24 protein-coding genes, 1 tRNA gene and 1 pseudogene are annotated in these 23,029 nt (G+C 68.9%); 14 read left to right on the top strand and 12 right to left on the bottom strand.

From position 1 onward, the window contains the following. Positions 1–7: 7 nt before the first annotated feature. From F1734_RS08145 to F1734_RS08155, 3 genes are read right to left on the bottom strand one after another with little or no spacing between them, the layout of a single operon-like run. The gene (locus F1734_RS08145; RefSeq protein WP_003935119.1) at positions 8–652 is read right to left on the bottom strand and encodes a PIG-L deacetylase family protein; all 645 of its coding nucleotides are present in this window, start codon (positions 650–652) and stop codon (positions 8–10) included. Next, positions 649–1,443 carry a glycosyltransferase family protein gene (locus F1734_RS08150; protein WP_003935118.1) on the bottom strand — a complete coding sequence of 265 codons (795 nt, stop codon included), beginning with the start codon at positions 1,441–1,443 and terminating at the stop codon, positions 649–651. Before F1734_RS08150 ends, F1734_RS08145 begins: the two co-directional genes overlap by 4 nt. Next, positions 1,440–2,696, bottom strand: a complete 1,257-nt coding sequence (locus F1734_RS08155; RefSeq protein ID WP_059174846.1) for a class I SAM-dependent methyltransferase — start codon at positions 2,694–2,696, stop codon at positions 1,440–1,442. Before F1734_RS08155 ends, F1734_RS08150 begins: the two co-directional genes overlap by 4 nt. Positions 2,697–2,942: 246 nt before the next feature. Between F1734_RS08155 and F1734_RS08160 the strand changes: the two genes are divergently transcribed. From F1734_RS08160 to F1734_RS08185, 6 genes are all read left to right on the top strand, one after another. Then, positions 2,943–3,404, top strand: coding sequence for an effector binding domain-containing protein (locus tag F1734_RS08160; protein WP_040274513.1), 462 nt, complete (start codon positions 2,943–2,945; stop codon positions 3,402–3,404). Continuing rightward, complete coding sequence (locus F1734_RS08165; RefSeq protein ID WP_003935115.1) at positions 3,401–3,826, top strand: hypothetical protein; 426 nt, start codon at positions 3,401–3,403, stop codon at positions 3,824–3,826. Before F1734_RS08160 ends, F1734_RS08165 begins: the two co-directional genes overlap by 4 nt. A 213-nt stretch (positions 3,827–4,039) precedes the next feature. Further along, on the top strand, positions 4,040–4,723 hold the full coding sequence (locus F1734_RS08170) for a hypothetical protein (protein WP_040274515.1): 684 nt from the start codon (positions 4,040–4,042) through the stop codon (positions 4,721–4,723). Next, positions 4,720–6,852 (top strand): Rv1355c family protein, encoded by a 2,133-nt coding sequence (locus tag F1734_RS08175; protein WP_203011504.1) that lies wholly within the window; start codon positions 4,720–4,722, stop codon positions 6,850–6,852. The genes F1734_RS08170 and F1734_RS08175 overlap by 4 nt, the downstream gene beginning before the upstream one ends. A gap of 44 nt (positions 6,853–6,896) precedes the next feature. Next, entirely contained in the window at positions 6,897–8,753 is a 1,857-nt protein-coding gene (locus F1734_RS08180; RefSeq protein WP_003935112.1) for a putative bifunctional diguanylate cyclase/phosphodiesterase, read from the top strand. Between the two features lie 260 nt (positions 8,754–9,013). Beyond that, positions 9,014–10,387 carry a sugar transferase gene (locus F1734_RS08185; RefSeq protein WP_140188385.1) on the top strand — a complete coding sequence of 458 codons (1,374 nt, stop codon included), beginning with the start codon at positions 9,014–9,016 and terminating at the stop codon, positions 10,385–10,387. Between the two features lie 34 nt (positions 10,388–10,421). Here F1734_RS08185 and efeB read toward each other — a convergent pair whose 3' ends face one another. Genes efeB through efeU form a run of 3 tightly spaced genes read right to left on the bottom strand, consistent with a single transcriptional unit; the run spans position 10,422 to position 13,733 of the window. Continuing rightward, on the bottom strand, positions 10,422–11,687 hold the full coding sequence (efeB, locus tag F1734_RS08190) for an iron uptake transporter deferrochelatase/peroxidase subunit (protein ID WP_203011505.1): 1,266 nt from the start codon (positions 11,685–11,687) through the stop codon (positions 10,422–10,424). Beyond that, positions 11,684–12,823, bottom strand: a complete 1,140-nt coding sequence (efeO, locus tag F1734_RS08195; RefSeq protein WP_203011506.1) for an iron uptake system protein EfeO — start codon at positions 12,821–12,823, stop codon at positions 11,684–11,686. The genes efeB and efeO overlap by 4 nt, the downstream gene beginning before the upstream one ends. Positions 12,824–12,854: 31 nt before the next feature. Next, positions 12,855–13,733: an iron uptake transporter permease EfeU gene (gene efeU, locus F1734_RS08200; RefSeq protein ID WP_059174864.1), complete on the bottom strand. Its 879-nt coding sequence runs from the start codon at positions 13,731–13,733 to the stop codon at positions 12,855–12,857. A 139-nt stretch (positions 13,734–13,872) separates the two neighbouring features. Here efeU and F1734_RS08205 point away from each other — a divergent pair, with 139 nt between their 5' ends. The 8 genes from F1734_RS08205 to F1734_RS08240 all read left to right on the top strand — a co-directional run bounded on the left by F1734_RS08205 (position 13,873) and on the right by F1734_RS08240 (position 19,701). Further along, a complete protein-coding gene (locus F1734_RS08205; protein WP_124258708.1) occupies positions 13,873–14,634 on the top strand; it encodes a lytic transglycosylase domain-containing protein in 762 nt (253 codons plus the stop codon). Positions 14,635–14,786: 152 nt separating this feature from the next. Continuing rightward, positions 14,787–16,073 (top strand): phosphopyruvate hydratase, encoded by a 1,287-nt coding sequence (gene eno, locus F1734_RS08210; RefSeq protein WP_017679539.1) that lies wholly within the window; start codon positions 14,787–14,789, stop codon positions 16,071–16,073. A 10-nt stretch (positions 16,074–16,083) separates the two neighbouring features. Continuing rightward, complete coding sequence (locus tag F1734_RS08215; RefSeq protein ID WP_203011507.1) at positions 16,084–16,746, top strand: FtsB family cell division protein; 663 nt, start codon at positions 16,084–16,086, stop codon at positions 16,744–16,746. Next, positions 16,743–17,270, top strand: coding sequence for a DUF501 domain-containing protein (locus F1734_RS08220; protein WP_010592908.1), 528 nt, complete (start codon positions 16,743–16,745; stop codon positions 17,268–17,270). Before F1734_RS08215 ends, F1734_RS08220 begins: the two co-directional genes overlap by 4 nt. Next, positions 17,267–18,223, top strand: coding sequence for a Ppx/GppA phosphatase family protein (locus F1734_RS08225; RefSeq protein ID WP_010592907.1), 957 nt, complete (start codon positions 17,267–17,269; stop codon positions 18,221–18,223). The genes F1734_RS08220 and F1734_RS08225 overlap by 4 nt, the downstream gene beginning before the upstream one ends. Positions 18,224–18,349: 126 nt before the next feature. Beyond that, positions 18,350–18,426: transfer RNA gene (locus F1734_RS08230), tRNA-Leu, on the top strand. 132 nt (positions 18,427–18,558) lie between these two features. Next, positions 18,559–19,398, top strand: coding sequence for a hypothetical protein (locus tag F1734_RS08235; RefSeq protein WP_238424125.1), 840 nt, complete (start codon positions 18,559–18,561; stop codon positions 19,396–19,398). Positions 19,399–19,530: 132 nt separating this feature from the next. Then, complete coding sequence (locus F1734_RS08240) at positions 19,531–19,701, top strand: hypothetical protein (RefSeq protein WP_017680293.1); 171 nt, start codon at positions 19,531–19,533, stop codon at positions 19,699–19,701. Between the two features lie 32 nt (positions 19,702–19,733). On the opposite strand, the gene F1734_RS08245 is transcribed toward F1734_RS08240, so the two are convergent. From F1734_RS08245 to F1734_RS08270, 6 genes and pseudogenes are all read right to left on the bottom strand, one after another. Further along, a complete protein-coding gene (locus tag F1734_RS08245; RefSeq protein ID WP_017680292.1) occupies positions 19,734–19,913 on the bottom strand; it encodes a hypothetical protein in 180 nt (59 codons plus the stop codon). Between the two features lie 127 nt (positions 19,914–20,040). Next, positions 20,041–20,193, bottom strand: coding sequence for a hypothetical protein (locus F1734_RS08250; protein ID WP_172603545.1), 153 nt, complete (start codon positions 20,191–20,193; stop codon positions 20,041–20,043). A gap of 54 nt (positions 20,194–20,247) precedes the next feature. Next, a complete protein-coding gene (locus tag F1734_RS08255; RefSeq protein ID WP_017680291.1) occupies positions 20,248–20,823 on the bottom strand; it encodes a hypothetical protein in 576 nt (191 codons plus the stop codon). A gap of 16 nt (positions 20,824–20,839) precedes the next feature. Next, a pseudogene (locus F1734_RS08260) lies at positions 20,840–21,388 on the bottom strand (zinc-binding dehydrogenase); the annotation flags it as partial. Positions 21,389–21,545: 157 nt separating this feature from the next. Further along, positions 21,546–22,247 (bottom strand): type 1 glutamine amidotransferase domain-containing protein, encoded by a 702-nt coding sequence (locus tag F1734_RS08265; RefSeq protein WP_010592903.1) that lies wholly within the window; start codon positions 22,245–22,247, stop codon positions 21,546–21,548. 331 nt (positions 22,248–22,578) lie between these two features. Then, a complete protein-coding gene (locus F1734_RS08270; protein ID WP_017680289.1) occupies positions 22,579–22,722 on the bottom strand; it encodes a hypothetical protein in 144 nt (47 codons plus the stop codon). Positions 22,723–23,029: the final 307 nt, after the last annotated feature.

A 23,029-nucleotide genomic window follows, 5' to 3' on the forward strand; every position in this document is an offset into this window, starting at 1 on the left:
ATGCCTTTCAGAAGTGGACTGTGGCCTTCTCGACTACGAACGCCTCAGCGTGCGGGCGACGGCACTGCACGCCGCGCAGCCGCGACAGACCGAGGAAGGCCTGTTCGTCGAACCAGTCGTGGTCGAGCTGAGAGGGGTAGTGCTTGAGCAGGATCCGGACCTTCTCCTCGGCCACCTTGCGGGTCAGGGGGTGGTAGAGCACCGGGTGGGGGGTGTCGGCCTCCCACTTGAGAATCTCGTATCCGAGCACGAGGTGGTCGCGGAAGACGGTGGGGACGAGTTCGGCGAGCAACCGGTGGTCCTGATGTGCGTCACCGCGCTGCGGTGCGAACACCACGTCGGGTTCGCAGGTGTGCCGGAAGGATTCGAGGGCGGTCTTGATCGCGTCCCAGTACGCGGGGGCGCGGCCGTCCGGAACGTCGAGGACCGTGAGTTCGACGTCCGCCCCGGGGCACAGTGCCGCAAGCGCGTGGCGTTCCTCGATCTCGCGTCGCGAGTCTTCACCCGACAGGACGAAGGCGCGTACCCGCAGGGGTTGTGTCGCCCGGCCGGTCAGGGTGAGCAGTGTGCCGCCGATGCCGATCGCGATGTCGTCGCAGTGGGCTCCGAGCACCGCGACCTCCCCGATGTCGCGGGCGTGCAGTTCGATCACGACGTCACCGTCGCACGGGCGGTCTCCCACACGGTCCACGGATGGATGCCGCGGGCGTAGTTGTCGTCCAGCTCGGCGCGTTCCTTGAACGTGTCGGCCGGTTTCCAGAACCCGTCGTGCCGGTAGCCGTACAGCCGGCCCTGCCCGGCGAGGGTGCCGCAGACGTCGGCGACGAGGTCGCCGCCGGGTGGGAGCAGATCGAAGATCTCCTGACTGAGCACGAAGTACCCGCCGTTCTCCCAGATCGGGAAGCGGCTGACCGGGACGATCTCCTTGATCTCACCGTTCTCGGCGACATCGACGCAGTGGAACGACGACTGTGGGGGGACGACGAGCATCGACGCCGTCGCGCCGGACCGGTGGTAGCGCTCGATCATCACGTCGAGGGGAGCGTCGGTCAGGACGTCCGCATAGTTGGCGAGGAAGTACCGGTCCCCGTCCAGGTGGTCACGCACGCGGCGCAGGCGCTCGCCGATCGCGGATTCGAGGCCGGTGTCGACGAACGTGATCGACCAGTCGCTGATGTCGGTGTTGAGCAACTCGACCCGGTTGTCGTGGAGGACGAAGTCGTTGGACTGTTCTTCGTGGTAGTCGAGGAAGAAGTCCTTGATCTTGGCCGCTCCGTAGCCGAGGCACAGGATGAACTCGGTGTGGCCGTAGTGGGCGTAGTACTTCATGATGTGCCAGAGCAAGGGCCGTGGGCCCACCATCTGCATGGGCTTGGGAATCTCGTCGGTACGGTCGTTGCGCATGCGCATGCCGTAGCCGCCGCAGAACAGGACGACTTTCATACCGTGATCCTCCTGACGAAATCGGCAGGGCCGATGGTGGTGTGCAGTTCGGGCAGCGGGAATACGAGCCGGCCGCCCCAGGCGGAGATGTACTGCAATTGGGTCGTCAGTTCCGCCGCCAGGTTCCACGGCAGGGCGACGACCACGTCGGGCCGGTCCTTCTCGATCTGTTCCGGCGGGAGGATCGGGATCCGGGCGCCGGGTGTGTAACGCCCGTGCTTGTACGGATTGCGGTCGACGGTGTAGGCCATCAGGTCCGGCCGGATTCCGCAGTAGTTGAGCAAGGTGTTTCCCTTGCCCGGGGCGCCGTAGCCGACGACGGACAGGCCCTGGTCGTGGCAGTCGAGGAGGAATCGCAGCAGGGTTCGGCGGACGGAACGGGCGCGGGCTTCGAGTTCGCGGTAACCCGCCGTCGTGTGCAGACCGGCCCGTCGCTCCTCCTCGAGCACGGCTTCGACCCGTGCTCCAGGAGAGCTCGAGGCCTCGTCCGGTCGGGCCCAGAGCCGGATCGATCCGCCGTGAGTGCCGAGCAGTTCGACGTCGACGACCGACAGACCGCCGGTGGCCAGCGCCCGCATCGCCGACAGCACGGTGTAGTACTGGAAGTGCTCGTGGTAGACGGTGTCGAACTGTGCTTCGCGCACCAGGTTCAGCGCGTGGTGCACCTCGATGGAGATCCAGCCGTCGTCGGCGACGAGGGTGCGCAACGAACGGGTGAACCCGAGCAGGTCCGGGATGTGGGCGTAGACGTTGTTGGCCACGACCAGATCGGCGGGCCCGTACTCCTCGCGAATGTCCTCGGCGAGTCCTTCGTCGAGGAACGCGGTGACGGTGGGGACACCGATCGCGCGCGCCGCGGCGCCGACGTTCACCGACGGTTCGATGCCCAGACACGGGATGCCGGCGGCGACTGCGTGCCGCAACAGGTAGCCGTCGTTGCTGGCGACCTCCACGATCGAGGAGTCCGGTCCGAGTTGCAGGTTGCGGACGGCGGTTTCGACGAACTGCCGGGCGTGGTCGACCCACGAGTCGGAGAACGACGAGTAGTAGGCGTATTCGGTGAAGGTGTCCTCGGGGGTGATCAGCGCCGGGATCTGCAGCAGCAGGCAGTCCTCACACAACCGCAGATGCAGGGGATAGGTGGTTTCGGGCAGGTCGAGTTCGTCCGCGGCCAGGAAGCGTTCGCACGGTGGCGTGGCACCGAGATCGAGCACGCTGAGGAGCCGCTCCGATTCGCACAGTCGGCACTTCATTGATCACACCCCTCGGGCAGTCGGCCGGGGACCGCGCTTGCGAGATTTTGCAACATCGGGTCCGACTCAACTAGATAACCATACTGAGAGATCGAACGATAGCCTTAAACAAACCTCAATATTGTTTTGGCGGCTGTTTGGCGCCGATCGGTAGACACACCTAGACTCGGGACTATTCACTCCCCCGCTCGTGGGTCGGGCACGCCGGGGGCGAGGCGTACTGTGAGGTCCTGGGGAGGTCTCCCGATGTCGTTTCAGATCGTTCAGCGCGAACGGACTCTCGTCGCCGGTCTGCCCGTGCGCAGCCCGCGCCGGGCTCTCGGCAAGGTTCGCGACCGCGCGCTCGACCGGGCTTGGTCGGCGGTGCTGAAGCAGGAGCTCGGCGGTCCGCTGGCCTCCGCCTATACCGATCACGCGGTCGACATCGACTCCTACTACACCCAGACGGTCGGGTATCAGTGCGAGTCGCTGGACCAGGTGACGGAGGGGCACATAGTTGCCTGCCTGCCGGCCGGGACGTACGCGAAGTTCTCCTCGACCGGTACTTTCCCCGGCGTCTTCATCGATCTGTGGGACCAGATCCGTGCGGCCGAGGAGGCCGGCGAGATCGTCCGATCCTTCACCGGTGATTTCGAGTTCTATCCGCACGCGTACCGCATCGACATGTACGTGTCGATCGTGACCTCGGAAAAGGCTGGTGTGCAATGAGTTTCGAACTCACCAAACTGCACGACCACTATGTGGGCGGCCTCGTTCTGCCGGGACTCGAACCGGGATCGACCGGCCAGCAGTCCGAACTGCTGGCCTTCACGGAGGATCGCATCCGCGCGCGCGGCGTCGGCGAGGTGCTCGTGGTCTACATCTGCCATCCCGAGGTCGGATGGAATGCGGTAATCGGCAGTCGTTGCGAGGGCCTGAGCGAGCTGACGATCGGGGACTCGCTGGTACGGGTCCCCGCCGGGTACTTCGCCCGCTTCGTGCCGGACGGAGAGCACTCCGATCCCGTCGACGACGTGTGGCACCAGGTGGAGATCGCCGAGAAGGAGGGGCTGATCGAGCGGGCACACCGGGAGGAGGTGGCAGTCATCGGACCGTCGGGACTGACGGAACTCTACATATCTCTGGCTTGAACGCTGTTGTGTGCTTCGAACACCGTTCTTCGGCGTGAACACTGTGGGGAGCACCCGGATACTGCATACTCGATCCATACAGCCACATATACGATCCGCACCGTCCCGGGTCGGGGATTTCGACCGCGAGGAGCGCGAGGATCCGATGTGGTCCGCCGGGTGACTCCGACCGGGGTCTCCCGCAAAGTCGGGAGGCCGACCGTGGATCGAGCAGTGCGCGCCGCATCGCACTCGGTGCGGGAGCGAGTCTCGACCTACCGGGATCAGGCCTCCGGATATTCGTTCGTCGCAGCCGCACCGAGTGCGGCGCCGGATCTGTGGAACGAATACATTGCCCGGGCGTTGGGCGCTTATCGTCGATTCGGCGTCGAATCCGCACTGGAGTACGAAACTGTGCGAAGCGGGGAGAGCACGGCAATATTCTGCGCGGGACTCGATCGAAGGGGGGTCGTCGTGGGCGGGGTGCGGGCCCAGGGGCCTTACCAGAACGCGGACGAGTCCCACGCCTTGACCGAATGGAGCGCGCCGGAGCACGTCGACCATCTCCGCCGCATGATCGAGAGCCGAATCCCATTCGGTCTGATCGAAGCCAAGGCGGCGTGGGTGTCCGAGGATGCGCCCAAGCGCCGAGAACTCACGCTTGCCGTGGCGCGCATGGGCGCGAAGTTCATGGGCCTGCTCGACTCGCGATACATGATGGCCACCGCCGCCGACAACCTGCTGGATCTGTGGAAGACCTGCGGGGGTGTGGTCGACCCGAGCATGCCGGCCACCCCGTACCCGGACGCCCGCTATCGGACCCGGCTCATGTGGTGGGACCGTCTGCGCACCGATCCGTTCGGCGACGAACTCCGACGAGAAGTGGGTGGGATCCGCTTCGACGGGGAGCCGATGTGAACGCCGACGGCGAGACCGGATGGACGCCCTCTGTGTTTGCGGAGGACCGGCCGCAGGACATGGAGGAGCTTCGACGTCTCCGCTCCGAACCCGGGCTCGTCGTCGTCGACCGTCTCGCCGATCAGGTGAGAGGACTGCGCGAGGTGCTCCCGCGGCCGGAGAGCGACCTGCTCGACGAGCCGGCGCGGTGGGTCCATTACCCCTGGCATCGGACCGTCGTCCGCGTACTCGGCCCGAACTCGTTCCGGCGGTTACGGCTGGATCGTAACCGGAACAAGGTGACGTCGGCCGAACAGGATCGGCTGCAGGAAGTGACGGTCGGAATCGTCGGTTTGAGTGTCGGCTTCTCGGTTGCGCAGGCGCTGGTGCTCGACGGAGTGTGCGGAGAACTGCGACTCGCAGACTTCGATCCGATCGAGTTGTCGAATCTCAATCGGCTGCCGGCTTCCCTCGTCGATCTGGGCACGAACAAAGCGGTCGTGGCCGCGCGACGACTCGCGGAACTGGATCCGTACCTGCCCCTGTCGGTGTGGCCCGAGGGAGTGGGGCCGGAAACGATCAGCGAGTTCGTGGACGGACTCGACATCGTGGTGGACGAGTGCGACTCGCTGGACGTGAAGGTCGCGTTGCGTGCGGAAGCGGCCCGGCGGGCGGTACCGCTGGTGATGGAGACGAGTGACCGGGGACTGATCGACGTCGAACGCTTCGATCTGCAGCAGGGGCGGCCGTTCCACGGTCTGCTGGGAGAGATCGACCCGGAGCGGCTCGCCGCGCTGTCGGGCCGGGAGAAGATTCCGTACGCGCTGCGCCTGCTCGGACCGGAGCGGATCTCGGCCCGGATGGCCGCTTCCCTCCTGGAGGTGGAGCAGACGCTGGCCACCTGGCCTCAACTGGGCAGCGAGGTGATGCTCGGCGGCGCGACGGTCGCCGCGGTCGTGCGACGGCTGGGGCTCGGGCAACCGCTGAACTCGGGACGCGGCCGTGTGGACGTCGAAGCCTGCCTCGACGCCCTGACCCTCCCGGCGGATCCCGGAAACCGGCCGGATGCGGATGCACCCCCGCCCCCGGAATCGGACGATCCGATCGACCGGGTACTGCACGCCGCGAGCAGAGCCCCCTCGGGCGGCAACAGCCAGCCGTGGTCCGTCACGGCCGGCGGCGGAACCCTCGAGATCGGCATCGCGGACGACTTCGTGCCGACCGCGATCGACATCCACGCCCGAGGCAGCTACGTCGCGCTCGGCGCGGCCCTGCAGAACGCGCGCATCGCTGCCGCGGCACACCGGATACTCGGTCCGGTCCGGGTGCTCGAGCGGGACGTCGGCGGGCCTGCGCGCAAGGTGATCGCGACGATGCAGTTCTCCGACGGAACGGACTCGGTCCTGGCCGCCCAGTACGAGCCGATGCTCGCCCGCGGAACCAATCGGCAACCCGGCGACGGATCGCCACTTTCCGACGCCGAGACGGCTGCCCTCCACCAGGCAGCCGAACAGGAGGGGGGCCGGATCAGGATCGTCACGGGCGCCGATCGCCTCGCCGAGGCCGCGGAGCTGCTCGCAGAATCGGACAGGATCCGCTACCTGACTCCCGTTCTGCGACGCGAGATGCTCTCGGAACTACGGTGGCCGGATTCGGAGGATATCGACAGCGGCATCGACGTCCGGACACTCGGGATGGACGACGCGGAGCGCACGATGCTCGACCTGGCGCTTCGAAACGATGTGCTCGATCAACTCGGGGAGTGGGACCTGGGGCACGGGCTGGGGCGGCTGACCGGAATGCGGGTGCGGAGCAGTTCGGCACTCGTGGCGGTCTTCGCGGCGGGTCCACGGCCCGCCGACTACGTCCGTGCGGGGATGGCAGCCGAGAGCGTGTGGATTTGCGCCCACAGTCTGGGGCTTGCGGTCCAGCCTGCTTCACCGGTGTTTCTCTACGCCGAGGACGACACCGACCTCGTCCGGCTTTCGGAGGTCCGGTTCGGCGCGCTCGGAAAGCTGCAGTCGACGCTCGACGACGCGTTCGACCGGCCGGCCGACCTGCGCTTCGCCCTCCTGCTCCGGGTGGCGCGGGCGCGACCGGAACGGATTCGCAGTGCGCGTCGCTCGGATAGAGTTCGAAAACATCCCTGATCCGGTCCGCTCGCGTCGAATGTGCTGTTCCCAAGGGGTTTGAGATGGCGGAGAAGAGCTTCGAGAACATCGTCACCCGGGTGGCTTCCCACCTCATGCCGGCGGACGCCGTGTCTCATCACTCGGTGATCGAACGGGTGCTCCAGGAGCTCGTCGAGCACTTCGAGGTCGACACCTGCTTTCTTCGCTACAACGATCACGAGATCCACGCGACGGTCCTCGTCGCCGAGTGGCCGCCGCGGGAATTCGTGCCGGACCCGGACCCTCTGGGAGTGGTGCACTTTCGGGACGCCGACCCGATCTTCGCCATGACGGAGACCATGAAGGAACCGGCCGTCACCCGCCCGGGACAGTCGGGGGACGAATACGCCGACCGGGTGCGCGCGGGTTCGGGAGTGCCCGAGGTCTCGGTCGCGGCGGTGCCGCTGATCTCCGGGAGCGTCACCACCGGCACCCTGGGCTTCATCAAGGCCGGTGATCGCGACTGGAGCGAGGACGAGATCAACACCTTGATGATGATCGCGGCTCTGCTGGCGCAGGTGCAGGCCCGTGTCCGCGCCGAACAGGACCTGCGCGACGCGGCCTATCACGACGATCTCACCGGCCTCGCGAGCCGGCGCGCCCTCCTCGAACACCTCGAGGAGCGGCTGAAGCGGGGGCAGCCGGGGCCGGTCGCCGTTCTGTTTCTCGACCTGGACCGGCTCAAGCCGCTCAACGACTTCCTCGGTCACGCCGCCGTCGACGTGTTCCTGTGCCGTACCGCACAGCGATTGTCGCGCGTGTGTGATCCGAAGGACATGGTGGCACGCCTCGGCGGTGACGAGTTCGTCGTCGTGCTCGACGGGCCGGTGTCGCTGGAGGCGGCCCGGGAACGCGCCGAGGCGCTGCGGTGGGCGGTCGGGATGTCGGTGCAGCTGGGCAGTCAGGTCGTAGGCCGCGGGGGCAGCCTCGGCGTTGCCGTCGGCGAGCCCGGACGGATCACGCCGGTGGCGCTGCTCGGCCGGGTCGACGAGGCGATGCTGATGGCCAAGAGCAAGGGTGGCAACAGCGTCGTCGCATACACCGAGGACATGCGAGGCGCGAGCGAGCGCCGCAACCTCATCGAGCTGAGCCTGCGGACGTCGATCGACGACGAGCATCTCACCCTGGACTATCAACCCGAGTTCGACCTGCGTGACGGCAGCATTCTCGGTGTCGAGGCCCTGGTGCGATGGAATCATCCGGTGCTGGGCAAGCTGCAGCCGGCCGAGTTCATCGAGGTGGCCGAGTCGACGAACCTGGCGGGCGAGCTCGGAGGCTGGGTGCTGCGAACGGCGTGCGGGCAGTTGGCGGAGTGGCGACGGCGTATTCCGGGACTGAACATTCGGATGAGTGTGAACGTCTCGCCCGTGCAGCTGGTGAGCCTCGATTTCGTGGAGACGGTGGAGAGCGCACTCGAGGAGTTCGGCCTCGGCAGCTCGTGCCTGTGCCTGGAGATCACCGAGTATGTGGTCGTCAGCGATCTCGAACGTTCGCGCAAGACGCTCCGGCGGCTCGAGCGTCTGGGCGTGTGCTGCGCGATCGACGACTTCGGAACCGGGTACAGCTCACTTGCCCACCTGAAGTCGCTGCCGGTCCACACGCTCAAGATCGACAAGGCGTTCGTGCTGAACCTTCAGCGCAGCGAGAGCGATCGCGTCATCGTCGAGTCGATCATGGGACTCGCTTCGGCATTCGGCTTAGAGGTGGTGGCCGAGGGTCTCGAGTCGGTTTCGGCAGCGACCAAGCTTCTGGACATGGGATGCCGGCGCGCGCAGGGCTTTCTCCTGAGTCGGCCGAAGCCGCCCGAGCAGATCGAGGAAGTATTGCGCCGCGGAAGAATCGACCTTCCGTGGAAGGTGCCGATCCCCCTGCATGAATGAACCACCGGTCCGTTATTGTGTCTAAAACAATCTCCAGGTAGGTTTTAAGGGGTCCGAGGCTCCTCGACTCCGAAATGGGGATGACTCCGATGCGGAACCGCGAGATGAACACCCCCGTTGCCGGTGCGGGTGGCGCCACAGTCCGGACCACGGTGGACCACGCGGGCGCCACGCGGTCGGATGCGGGGCGGAGCCTGCCTGGACTCTGCGCCCCGAATCCTGTTCCGAGGCCCCGGTGGGAGCGCCGGTATGCCGTTCTGGTGTTCTGCTGCGACCTGTTCTGCATCCTGGTGGCCGACCTGGCAATCACCTTCGGCTATCACACACCGGAGATTCCCACGGGGCAGACGCTCGCCGTCGTCGCCGTGGTCCCGGTCGCTGCGATGTCGAGCCTCGCGATCCAGAGGGCTTGGGACGTCAGGGTTCTGGGAGCCGGCGTCGAGGAGCTGCGCCGAGTCGGCCGGGCGTACGTGCTCGCCACGGCGACGTTGGCCGTGGCCGGCTACGCGTGGGGGACCGCGAGCGGTCAGTCCTGGGTCTTCGGCGCACTACCGCTGGCCGCCGTCGCGACGCTCGGTGCCCGCCTGCTGCTGCGTCGCTTCGTGCGCAGCCGCCGGCGGCGGGGACGCTTCGTGCGATCGGTCCTGGTCGCGGGTGACACGCTGGAGGTGCACGAGCTGCTTGCCCGAGCGGAGGAGTTCCGCGATGCGGGGTGGCAGATGGACGGAATCTGCCTGCCGGTCACGAAGTCGGACGAGGCGCTCCCGCTCGCCGTCGACGACGTGCCGGTGCTGGGAACCGAGGACGACATCGTCGGAATCGCCCAGTTGCATGAGTTCCAGGCGGTCGCCCTGTTGCCGTCGAGCGGCTGGACTCATTCGAAGACCCGCAGACTCAGCTGGGATCTGGAGCGTACGGGTGCCGATCTGCTGATGGCTCCGGTCCTCATGGACCTGGTGGGGCCGCGTCTGCACATGGCACCGCTCGCCGGGCTGCCGCTGCTCCAGCTCAGCGCTCCTCGCTACGCCGGCCCGGCCTGGGTGGTGAAGAACATCTTCGACCGGGTCGCCGCCCTCGCGATCGTGGTGCTGCTGGCGCCGCTCCTGTTGGCCATTGCCCTGGCCATTCGGGTCACGAGCCCAGGTCCCGTGCTCTTCCGGCAGACCCGCGTCGGCAGGGACGGGCGCACGTTCACGATGTTCAAGTTCCGCAGCATGGTGGTCGATGCGGAGGACCGCCTCGCAGAGCTGGCCGACCGCAGCGACGGCAACGGGATCCTGTTCAAGATGCGGGAGGATCCCCGGATCACGCGGGTGGGCCGCGTCATCCGCCGGTACTCGCTCGACGAGCTGCCGCAGTTGTTCAACGTGGTCACCGGCGACATGTCGCTGGTCGGCCCACGACCTCCGCTCGAGTGCGAAGTGGCGTGCTACGGCGAGGACGGCGCGCGCCGACGGTTGTTCGTGAAGCCGGGGCTGACCGGGTTGTGGCAGGTCAGCGGCCGGAGCAACCTGAGCTGGGAGGAGTCGGTGCGGGCCGACCTGCGGTACGTCGAGAACTGGACCTTCGCGCTCGATCTGTCGATCCTGCGCAGGACCCTGCGTGCCGTGCTGCACAGCGACGGCGCTTACTGAGCCCCCGCGACGCGCCCCTTTCACTCCGTCTCGTTCACGCGTCGAAGAGCGCCTGCCCCCAGTACTCGCCCGGCGCCGGCCCGGCCGGGCACGCGAACACCGCCGACCCGACATGCTGGATGTACTCGTTGAGTGCGTCCCGTCGCGCCAGTTCGCGCTGCATCGGCACGAACTGCTCGAGCGGGTTGCGGCAGAACGCGATGAAGAACAGGCCCGCGTCCAGGTGGCCGAGTCCGTCGGAGCCGTCGGTGAAGTTGTATCCCCGGCGCAGGATCTTCAGCCCGCCGAGGTGCTGGGCCGACGCGAGCCGCACGTGCGCGTCGACGGGGACGAACGGCCCATCGGGCCCCTTGGACTCGAGATCGAGTTCGTCGAATTCGCCGGTCTTCCCGAGCGGAGCGCCCTCGCGCTTGGTGCGGCCGATCACCTGTTCCTGCTCCTGCAGCACCGCCCGGTCCCACTGCTCGATGAGCATGCGGATCCGTCGCGCCACCAGGTAGGTGCCGCCGGCGAGCCAGGCCTGGTCGTCGTCGGCGTCGACCCAGACCGATTCGGCGAGCGCCGCGGGATCCTCGGCCTTGAGATTGTTCGTTCCGTCCTTGAACCCGAACAGGTTCCGCGGTGTCTGCTGCGACGTGGAAGTCGACGAGGTGCGGCCGAAGCCGAGTTGCGACCAGCGCACCGACGCGGTGCCGAACGCGACCCGGGCCAGATTGCGGACGGCGTGCACCGCCACCTGTGGATCGTTGGCGCATGCCTGGATCGCGATGTCACCGCCGCTGCGCGCGGGATCGAGGTTGTCCGCCGGGAAGTGCGGAAGATCTTGCAGCGCAGCAGGTCTGCGCTCGGACAGTCCGAACCGGTCGAAGAACGACGGCCCGAACCCGATGGTCAGGGTCAGCTGCGAGGCGTCGAGGTCCAGGGCCTCGCCGGTGTCGGTGGGCGGATGGTAGGGGCCGTCTCCGGTGGCGCCGTCCTCGGTGGCCTCGCGACCGGCAGTCATCCGCTCGGCCATCTCGGTCCACGTCCTCAGCAGCGCGATCACCTCGTCCCGGTCGTCGGTGGTGACGTCGAAGGCGACGAAGTGCATGCGGTCCTGGGCCGGCGTGACGATCCCGGCCTGATGCGCACCCCGGAACGGGACGGTGTCGGCGGTGCCGGCGTCCGTACCGGGGGCGGTGACCCGGCCGACCACCGCGCCCGCCCCGGCGAGCGCGGCTCCGGCACCGACGGCACCGAACAGGCGCCGGCGGGAGATGCCCGCGCGGGACGCGGGCGCGGAGGTCGGCGTCTCGCTCATGCGCCCGCTGCCCCCGCGACGACGCCCTGCACCTTGCTCACCTCGGCCGACAGTGCGTCGAGCAGGCGGGACAGCTCCTGGCGCTGCGGCTCGGTCACGGTGTCGTAGGAGACGAAGGCGTCGCCCTGCCGGTACTGCGCGAGCGCGGCGTCCAGATCGGCGAAGCGGGCGTCGATGGCCTGCGCCAGCTGCGGGTCGTTCGCGTCGAGAATCGGGCGCAGGGCCGCGACCGCGGCCTGGGAGCCGTCCACGTTGCCCTGGAAGTCCCACAGGTCGGTGTGCGAGAAGATGTCCTCCTCGCCGGTGATCTTCGAGGTCGAGACCTCGTCGAGCAGACCCTGCGCGTTGCCGGCGATCTTGGTCGGGTCGACCGTGTAGTCGTCGGCGTTCACCAGCTCGGCCAGCTCCCGGACGTCGGCGGCGAGTTGATCGGCGATCGCAGCCGTGTCGGGCTGGGCGCCCTGCACCCACAGGTCCTTCTCGAGCCGGTGGAAGCCGGTCCACGCCTGACCGGGCTCGAGGTCGGCCTCGCGCAGGTCGATCCGGGGGTCGAGGTCGCCGAAGCTCTCCGCCTCGGGTTCGATTCGCTCGAAGTAGGTGCGGCTGATCGGGAACAGCCGCTTGGCCTCGTCGACGTTGCCCGCCTTCACGGCGGCGACGAACTCGCCGGTCGCGGAGACGAGTGCCTCGGTCTGGCTGCGGATGTACCGGCGGTAACCGTCCCCGGCCTCGGCGAGTTTGCCGTCGGCGTCGGCGGCGGCTCGGGAGTCCCCCGTGACCACGAATTCCTGTCGGATGCCGTCGCCGACCATCCCGGGGCGGCAGGACAGGTCGTAGGTACCGGCCTCGGGCAGGTTCACCATCAGCTGCCGGGTGAGGCCGGGGCCGATGTTCTCGATCTCGCCCATCACCCGGTCGCCGGCGGCGAACACGTAGAACTCGGTGACCTTGGTTCCGTCGTTGGTGATGCTGAAGGTGGCGAGCCCGGTCGCGGCCTCCGACGCCGCCACCTCGCACGCGTCGTCGGTGGCGGTGACGGCGATCGTGTCGTCGCTTGCGGTCGACTTCTCGGTGCAGCCCGCCAGGGCGAGCGGCAGGGCCGCTGCCGCCGCGAGGGCGTACGTGGATCGGCGCATGTGATCGGTGCCTTTCGAACAGGAGGGGGAGTCAGGCGGCGACGGCGGGTTCGGCCGTGTGCGCCGATGCGACGGGACGCAGGAACAGGTACAGGACGACGGCGAGGTAGCTCACCCACGCGACGACCTGCAGGGCGGTGGGGTCCGGACGGAGGTTGAAGATGCCGGCCAGCACGGTTCCGTACCAGCTGCCGGCGTCGTAGTTGGCCGAAACGTCGAAGGCGAGCGTCGAGCCACCGGGCAGGACGCCGCCGATCTGGAGGGCGCGCAGGCCGTAGGCCAGGATGCCGGCGGCGACCACGACCAGGAAGACGCCCGTGTATCGGAAGAAGCGGGCCATGTCGATCCGGATTGCCCCGAGGTACATCAGGACCGTGAGGACGGCGGCCACGCCGAGCCCGAGGAGCAGGCCGACGAGCGGCCACGCGCTGTCGGCGGTGTTCTCGGCGTACCCGACCATCAGCAGCGCGGTTTCCAGGCCCTCACGCCCGACCGCGAAGAACGACAGGGTCAGTACCGCGGCCGGTCCCGCGAGGAGTGCCTTCTCCATTCCGGCGCGCAGTTCCCCTGAGATCGACCGCGATGCAGTGCGCATCCACAGCACCATGGCGGTCACGATCACCACCGCGACGAGCGATGCGACGCCTGCGGCGACTTCGGCGGTGAGCCCGGTGAGGGTGGTGGTGCCGAGGTGGATGATCGCGAACGTCGCGGCCACCATGGCGACTGCGGTGCCGACGCCGAACCATACCCACCGCAGCGCGTCGCGGCGCTCGGACTTGACGAGGAAGGCGACGAGGACCATCACGACGATGCCCGCTTCGAGGCCCTCGCGGAGACCGATGAGACCGGAACCCGTCAGCTGGGTTGCGATCGACGGGGCCCCGGAACTCGCGGCAAGCACTGACATGAACACGACTCCAACGGTTAGGTGAGGCGAACCTCTATTAGGTGATGCAAGCTGAAAACATACACCCGGCGGGGACACCGGCAACAGGGACTTCGGTCTCTTTACCTGCGCTTTGCCGGAGATATGGATGATGGGAACCATGCCCCCTGCCGCCTCGCCGCGACGCTCCCCGTGGCCGCGCGTCCTGTTCGGCGCCGTCGCCGCGGTGATCCTCGTGGTCGTCGGTGTTGCGGTCTGGAGCCCACGCGAGCCGCGCATCCCGATTCCCGACGGCGTCCCACCCGCACCCGGCACCGCCGTCCCGGCGATCGACGTCGACGCCCCCGGCCGCACCGCCGATCAGTTGCGGGACTGGGCCGCGCCGCAGGCCGAGGCACTCGGTATACCCCGCACCGCGCTCGAGGCCTACGGTCATGCCGCCGCCGTCCTCGCCGCCGCGCGCCCCGACTGCGGTCTCGCCTGGACGACCCTCGCCGGCATCGGAAGCGTCGAGAGCCGGCACGGCCGGTACAACGGCGCCGCCATCGCCCCCGACGGCCAAGTCGACCCGCCGATCCGCGGCGTGCCCCTCGACGGCGGGCCCGGACTGGCCGAGATCCGCGACACCGACGGGGGCCGCCTCGACGGTGATCCGGTTCTCGACCGGGCCGTCGGGCCCATGCAGTTCATTCCCGAGACCTGGTCCCGTTGGGGCGTGGACGCGAACGGCGACGGCGTCGCCGATCCCGACAACATCGACGACGCGACCCTGTCCGCCGGCCGCTATCTGTGCGACCGCGGAGGCGACCTCACCACCGCCGAGGGGTGGACGCGCGCCCTCATGGCCTACAACCTTTCCGGTGAGTACCTCGCCCTGGTGCGCGACCGCGCCGCCGCGTACGGGGTGGGCCGTCAGCCCTGACGCGACTGTCCGATCCGTCCGCCTCGCCCCCGGCAACCCGCCGGTGGCCGCCACCGCGGGGCGCGCCGTGCTTCGGGCGCAGGTCGGGGCGGTTAGGCTGTCCCCAGCGTGCAGACCCCGCAGCGTGAAGTCCATCGAAGGAGAATCAGCCAGTGGCCATCATTGAGCAGGTAGGAGCCCGCGAGATCCTCGATTCGCGTGGTAACCCCACGGTCGAGGTCGAGGTGCTGCTCGACGACGGAAGTTTCGCCCGCGCTGCGGTGCCCTCCGGTGCTTCCACCGGTGAGCACGAGGCCGTCGAGCTGCGCGACGGCGGCGAGCGCTACCTGGGCAAGGGCGTCGAGCAGGCCGTCGAGGGCGTCCTCGGCGAGATCGCCCCGGCGATCATCGGCCTCGATGCGACCGAACAGCGCACCGTCGACCAGGCCCTCCTCGACACCGACGGCACCCCCGACAAGGGCCGGCTCGGAGCCAACGCGCTCCTCGGTGCCTCCCTCGCCGTCGCCAAGGCCGCGGCCGAGTCCTCCGGCCTCGAGCTGTTCCGCTACCTCGGCGGCCCGAACGCCCACATCCTGCCCGTGCCGATGATGAACATCCTCAACGGCGGCGCCCACGCCGACACCGGTGTCGACGTGCAGGAGTTCATGGTCGCCCCGATCGGCGCCCCCACCTTCAAGGAGTCCCTGCGCTGGGGCGCCGAGGTGTACCACGCCCTCAAGTCCGTGCTCAAGAGCCGCGGCCTGGCCACCGGCCTCGGTGACGAGGGTGGATTCGCGCCCGACGTCGCCGGCACCAAGGAGGCCCTCGACCTCATCAGCGAGGCCGTCGCCAAGACCGGCCTGAAGCTCGGAACGGATGTCGCGCTGGCGCTCGACGTCGCCGCCACCGAGTTCTACACCGCGGGCACCGGCTACAAGTTCGAGGGCAAGGACCGCACCGCGGACGAGCTCGCCGACTTCTACGACGAGCTGCTCTCCGCCTACCCGCTCGTGTCCATCGAGGACCCGCTGAGCGAGGACGACTGGGACGGCTGGGTAGCGCTGACCGACAAGATCGGCAACAAGGTGCAGCTGGTCGGCGACGACCTGTTCGTCACCAACCCCGAGCGTCTCGAGGAAGGCATCGTCAAGGGCGCCGCCAACGCGCTGCTCGTGAAGGTGAACCAGATCGGCACCCTCACCGAGACCCTCGACGCGGTCGATCTCGCGCACCGCAACGGGTACAAGTCGATGATGAGCCACCGCTCCGGCGAAACCGAGGACACCACCATCGCGGACCTCGCCGTCGCCGTGGGCAGCGGCCAGATCAAGACCGGTGCCCCGGCCCGTTCCGAGCGCGTCGCCAAGTACAACCAGCTGCTGCGCATCGAGGAGTCGCTCGGCGACGCCGCCCGGTACGCCGGCGAACTGGCGTTCCCGCGTTTCAGCATCGAGGGCTGAGCGCACCCGCATGAGCCAGCGCGGTAGGTCCCGGCCCGGCGCCCGGCGCACCCGCACCGAGGGTGCGCCGGGCGCTCGGCGGCCCGGCCGGGCCCGCCCGGCCGGACCGACCGCCTCGACGGAACCACCCGCCGACGCCGCAGGCGCCCGCGCCGGAGGCACCGGGGGCCGGGCCCGGCCCACCCGGGTCGGGACGCCGCGCGAATCCCGGGCCGCCCGCCCCGAGCGCACCTTCTTCGGCCTGTCCACCGGCCGTGCCGTCGTCCTCGCCCTCGTGGTGTGCGGGCTCGCCCTGACCCTCGCGGTTCCGCTGCGCACGTACGTCAGCCAGCGCTCCGAGGCCGAGCGGGTCGCCGCGGAACGGGCGCAGCTCGAGCAGGAGATCGCGGCGCTGCGCGAACAGAAGGCGCAGATCGAGGACCCGGCGTGGATCCGCGCCCAGGCCCGCGAACGGCTGCGGTTCGTCATGCCCGGCGAGACTCCCTACCAGGTGCAACTGCCCGGCGACTACCAGGAACCGGTCGCCGAACAGGCCGAGGAGCTGCCCTCCACCGGCGCCTGGTACAGCGACCTGTGGCAGTCGGTGTCCGTACCCGCGCCAGAACCCGAACCCGCCCCGGTGCCGCGGCAGATGCCGGTGGCGCCCCCAGAACCAGGAGAACCGACCGGGTGACCGATCCCGTCGCACAGGAAGACCTCGACGCCGTCGCCGCCCAGCTCGGGCGGGCTCCGCGTGGCGTTCTCGCGATCGCCTACCGCTGCCCGGACGGCGCCCCCGGCGTGGTGAAGACCGCGCCCAAGCTGCCGGACGGCACGCCGTTCCCGACGCTGTTCTACCTCACCGATCCGCGGCTCACCGCCGAGGCCAGCCGGCAGGAATCCGGTGGGGTCATGAAGGAGATGACCGAGCGGATCGCCGCGGACCCGGCGATCGCGGCCGCGTACCGCCGTGCCCACGAGTCCTACCTCGCCGAACGCGACGCGATCGAATCGCTCGGCACCGACTTCAGCGGCGGCGGCATGCCCGACCGCGTCAAATGCCTGCACGTACTCATCGCGCACTCCCTCGCCAAGGGACCGGGCGTGAACCCGTTCGGTGACGAGGCCGTCGCCCTTGCCGCCGACGCCGGCCTACGCGGCACCGCGATCCCCGTCGACTGGCCCACCTACGCCGAACTGCGAGGGCAGAGCGAGTGACCGCGGGTACCCGCCGCGTCGCGGCGATCGACTGCGGCACCAACTCCATCCGCCTGCTCATCGCCGATCTCGACGACGACGGCCGGCTCACCGACGTCACCCGGTTGATGCGGGTCGTGCGGCTCGGGCAGGGCGTCGATGCGACCGGCCGCCTCGCTCCCGAGGCGATCGAACGCACCCGCGTCGCCCTCGTCGAATACGCCGGGCTCGTCCGCGAGACCGGGGCGCAGGCGGTGCGGATGGTGGCCACGTCCGCCACCCGCGACGCCGCCAACCGGGACGACTTCTTCGCCATGACCCGCGAGGTCCTCGGCGCGGTGATCGCCGGCGCCGAGGCCGAAGTCATCTCCGGCGACGAGGAAGCGCGGCTGTCCTTCACCGGTGCCGTCGGCGAACTCGATCCGTCACGAGGGCCGTTCGTCGTCGTCGACCTCGGCGGCGGATCCACCGAGGTGGTGCTCGGCGACGCGGACGGCGTGCATGCCGCCTACTCCACGGACATCGGATGCGTGCGCCTGACCGAGCGGTGCCTGCACGACGATCCGCCCACGGCCGAGCAGGTCGCGGCGGCCCGCACGTTCGCGGGGGAGAAGATCACCGAGGCGCTCGCCCACGTGCCGGTGGAGCAGGCCCGCACCTGGGTCGGCGTCGCCGGCACCATGACCACGATCGCGGCGCTCGCGAACGAGCTCGAGGAGTACGACCCCGAGCGGGTGCACCTGTCCACCGTCGGCTTCGACCGGTTGCGCCAGGTGTGCGACGGCCTGCTCGCCGCCACGCACGACGAACGCGCTGCGCTCGGCCCGATGCACCCCGGACGGGTCGACGTCATCGGCGGCGGAGCCGTCGTCACGACGGTGCTGGCCGACGAACTCGCTCGTCGCGCGGGCATCGGCGAGCTGGTCGTGAGCGAGCACGACATCCTCGACGGAATCGCCCTGTCGATCGCGTAGGCAGCCGCGGCACCTCAGCCGACAGCCGCTCCGCGCCCAGCCGTACGCGGCGACGATCGTCGCCGCGGATGACTGGGCGCGACGCGGCTGCGGACGCCGATGCGCCACGCTCTACTCTCTTTCTGCGCCCCCATAGCCCAATTGGCAGAGGCAGCGGACTTAAAATCCGCCGAGTGTCGGTTCGAGTCCGACTGGGGGCACCACAGAACGGCTGTCCGGGAGCGACTCGACCAGCGCGTCCGCCGCGGCTTCCGGCCTGCCACCCGCGGGGCCGAGGGCGGGGGCCGTGACGGGCATCACTGGCAGCCGCGACTTCCGTCCCTACAATGCCCTGTGTGCTTACCGAACCAAACGATCGCCTGGGAGCGTCCGTCCGCAGGGGTGCAGTGCGGCTCGGCATCGTGTGTGGGTCGCTGGCCCTCGCAACCGGACTCTCCCCTTTTGCCTCCGCGGATCCGGGTACCGCAGACGAACAGGTCCGCGCCTCCGCGCCCGAATTCGCTCCGATTCCGGGGACGGCCGGCTCCCCGCTCGTGGCCACCGCCGACGACGAAGGGGGCATCCGCCGCGCGCCGGCTCCGCTGGTGGTGCGTGCGGCCGACGACTTCGATCGTCCGGACGGCCCGCTCGGCCCGAACTGGATCACCCGAGGGGGCGGCACCCTGAGGATCACGAACGGTCATCTCGACGGCCGGGGAACTCCGTCGACTCCGCTGAGTCTCGCGTTCTGGAGTGAGCCGATGCCGAGCGAGACGCAGGTGATGCGGTGTGTGGTCCGCTGGAACGGTCACGACCCGGAGCACTCGTCGATCGGTCCGGTGGTGCGCGCCAATCCCGGTGTCGACACCGGTGTGCAGTTCGCCTTCACCGAGAGCATGATGGCGTTGTACTACGAAGATTCTTCCAGCCCGAACGGATTCGCCCCCGCCGCGGGGACGCCGCAGTACGCGTCCACGTCGAAGTTTCCCGAAGGCGCGGTCGTCGAGCTGCGTGCCGACGGGAATCGGTACACGGCCCGGGTCAACGGCAGGATCGTGCTGCAGGGCACCGTGGAGGCCGACGAGATCCCGTTCACGAATCGGTACGTCGGCACGGTCATCCAGGACGACAGCCGGGAGCGGGGTGGTGGACAGCCACCTGCTCAGCTCGACGATTGCCGGGCGCTGACTCCCTGACATCGCGCCCCCGTCGAGCGATGACCCTGCCCGGACGGTGATCGGTTCACGACATCGCGCCGACCGCTCACCGGACGTCCGGTCCACTCGTCTCGCCCAGCGCAGGATCCGCGATGACGATACGTTCGGAGAATGTCGAACGAAACCGAAAGTGCCGTTCTGTCCCTGGGTACCCCGGTCACGATGAGCATCGTCCGGGCCTTCCTCGCGGGCGCTCCGGAAGACGCCACGCTGGAACTCGATTCCTCCGATCCCGGAGAGCCGAAGCTCGTGCTGACCTGGGCGCAGCGTCAGGAGGGGTGATCCACGGCCGGGGCGGTCCCGACCGGCCGTGGTCAGGGCCGCTCCCGCTTCTCCCGTTTCTCCCAGTCGTGCCCGACCTGTTCCTCCAGCGTCCATTCCGGGGTTCCCGACCGCGGGTGGGTGTGCGCCCATGCGAGGGCTTCGTCCTCGGTCTCGAACGACTGCTGGTCGATGACGGCACCGTCTCGGTCGACTATCCGAAAGTGCTTCACACTCCGGATCGTTCCAGGCGAGCACACCCTCCGGGTCGCATTCGGCCGAATACGGCGCCCGGAAGGCCGGGGGAGGAGCAACACGCCGGCAGCCGTCGTTGCCGCCGGTGAGTCTTCCCTGGCAACGTCAGCGCAGCGTCCCGCCCGAGGTCAGGAGCAACAGCACTGTCGCCGAGACGACCACCGCGGCGACGACTGCGACGATCGCCACCATGCCGCGCGGGGACTCGGGGTCACCGAAGAGCGGTTCTTCCCTGTCCCACTTCCACCGGCGGCGCACACCTACAGGAAACCGGATGCCCGGTATGTCTGCAAGATGTAGTCGCGCCGCTGGTCACCGGAAGCGACGTCTCCGCAGTGTCTGCACCGCGGTGGCCGTGGCGGCGCCGGCCACGACCCACGGTGCGCCGACGATGATCGGATCCATCCACTCGTGTGCGACGTCGACTCGCTTGCGCCCGGCTCGGGATCTCATCCCGTGGTGTGTGAACTCGCTCCGGATCCCCGTCTCGGTGATCGGATTGTCCGGACGTCCCGTGGCGAAGGAGCGAAGGTGGGACTCGGCGGCGTCGACCCGATCCGCACCGAGGAGGATGAGCCGGTGCGCGGCGCGGCCCTCGCTGAACCGGCGGTAGGCATACTTGCGCAGGACCCCCGACAATCCCCGGGGCGGGCAGGAGGTGCCGAAGACCGGGGGGAGGAACGCATGCTCGATCGAGCGTTCGCGGGGCCATCGCTCTTCCTGGCGTTCCGGGAAATCCCAGTGGGCACCGCTCGCACCCGGATCGAACCGTTCCTTCGGCACGGCCGGCCGATCCTTCGGGTCGAGGTCCACGCCCCACCCCGGGATGGTCGCGCGCAGTTCGTCGCTCGACTTCCTGCGTCCGGGCTTGTCCGCTGTGTAGGGCATGGTCGCCGGTTCCTCCTCAGTTGCCGCTCGGCACGACGACCGGCTTGATGCAGTCGTCCAACTTGGCCGAGAAGATGTGATAGGCCTCCGCGATGTGTTCGAGTGGGATCCTGTGCGTGACAATCTCTTTGGGGTCGAGGTAGCCGTTTCGGATGTGCTCGAACAGGCGTGGCCACTGCCGCTTGACCGGGCACTGGTTCATCCGCAGGGTCAGTCCCTTGTTCATGGCGTCACCGAACTTCACGGCGCTGAACATCGGGCCGTACGCGCCCATCACCGAGATCGTCCCGCCCTTGCGAACCGAGTCGATCGCCCAGTTCAGGGCGACCGGAGAGCCGCCCTGCAGTTTGAACTCGGCTGCGGTGACGTGCTGCAGGAGATTGCCGTCGGCCTCGGCGCCGACCGCGTCGATGGCCACGTCGGCGCCGAGGTGGTCGGTGACCTTCTTCATGTGCACGACGATGTCGTCGTACTCGGCGAAGTTGTACGTCTCGGCGTGCGCGAACGTGCGCGCCTTCTCGCGCCGGTAGTCGAGGTGATCGATCACGATCACACGTCCGGCACCTCCACGCGTACCTTGTACGGTCCGCGGTACACCATCGCTCGCATCCGCGCCTCCTCGGGTTGCCTACGACAGATACCCGGTGGCGCAGCGTCGATACGGGCACCGTGGGCCGAGGGTGTCGAATCCGCCCTCCGGGAGTCCTCGAGTGCCGGGCGGGCTATCCCCTCGTCGCCTCGACCACTCGCTCGGCCACCGCACGCGACGACGCCGGGTTCTGCCCGGTGTAGAGGCGGCGGTCGACTACCACGTGCGATTCCCACGCCGGTCCCGCGTCGAATCGGGCACCGCTCTCGCGGAGGCGGTCCTCGAGCAGCCACGGTGCCTTCTCGGCGAGCCCGGCCTGCGTTTCCTCCTCGTTGGTGAAGCCGGTCATCCGGTACCCGTCGAAGAGCCAGCCGCCGTCGGCACCCCGTGCGGGCAACAGCGCTGCGGGAGCGTGGCATACGACGGAGACGAGCTTGCCGGCGGCCACGAACTCCGCGAGCAGCCTGCCGAACGGTTCGGACGCGGCGAGGTCCTCCATCGGACCGTGTCCGCCCGGGACGAAGACGAGGTCGTAGTCCTCGGCGCGCACGTCCTCGAGCACGGCGGGCGAATCGAGGACCGGCTTCAGCTCCGTGAGAGCCCGCCGCAGCTCGTCACTGCGGTCCTCGCCGCCGGTGGCGTCGGGCGCGAGGCTGGCCTCGTCCACGGCCGGGCTGCGGCCGCCCGGCGTGGCGAACGTGAGACGGAAGCCGGCATCGGTGAACACCCGGTACGGCTCGATCAGTTCCTCGGCCCAGAATCCCGTCGGGTGGCGCGTCCCGTCGGCGAGCGTCCAGTGATCGGCTCCGGTCACGACGAACAGCACCTCGGTCATGTGATCAATCCTTCCGGTCGGGAGCGGGCCGTGGGGCGACCCGCAGGGTGCGTTCCCGTTCCCGGCCGGTTCCAATCACTGCGGGCGGCGCCCGTCCTGTTCGTCACTGCGGGCGGCGCCCGTCCCGATCGTCACCGCGGGCGGCGCCCGGAATGACGAACGCCCCGGCACGGAGCCGGGGCGTTCGCGTGGCCGGGTCTTCCCCTCCGGCCGAGGTCCACCCTACGCCACCGGGTGGCGGTCCGGCCGCACGGGTCGTCCGGTGCGGGCGCGGTGCCGGGATCGTCTGGCGGGCATGCCATCCCGCGGTCCGGAACGATACGGCTGGCGTTCAGGCGCGCGCGGAGAAGATGGTGGTGTAGTCGTACGGACCGCTCGGCGGCTGCGAGGTCGCGACGGGCTCGGTGCTGCCCTCGTCGCCGGGAGTGGTGGGCTCGACGAAGAGCGGCGTCTGGAACTCGGTTTCGTTGTGCATGATGTCCTTTCGGGCCGGCGAACCGTGTCGGGCAGCGTAGCTGTGGTACCCCGACGCTGCCGCCGCTACACCCGCACCCGGTATGCGGGTACGGCAGTTCCGGGGCAGGGCTCGGTGGGTGGTGCTCGACCGAAATCACGCTGTACTCGCCCGATCGGAAGCGATCGACCGAGACGTGTCGTCGATGCCCTCACCCTACACGCCGTCGGATGGCCGATGCGTTACGCGCACGGAACCTGTGCGTGACGTGTCGCGGGGGTGCGGTGCGGGCGAGGTGGGGCAAAGCCTTGTTCGTCCGGTTCGGTCG

The organism is Rhodococcus ruber (genome assembly GCF_016804345.1).
GTDB classification, from domain to species: domain Bacteria; phylum Actinomycetota; class Actinomycetes; order Mycobacteriales; family Mycobacteriaceae; genus Rhodococcus; species Rhodococcus ruber.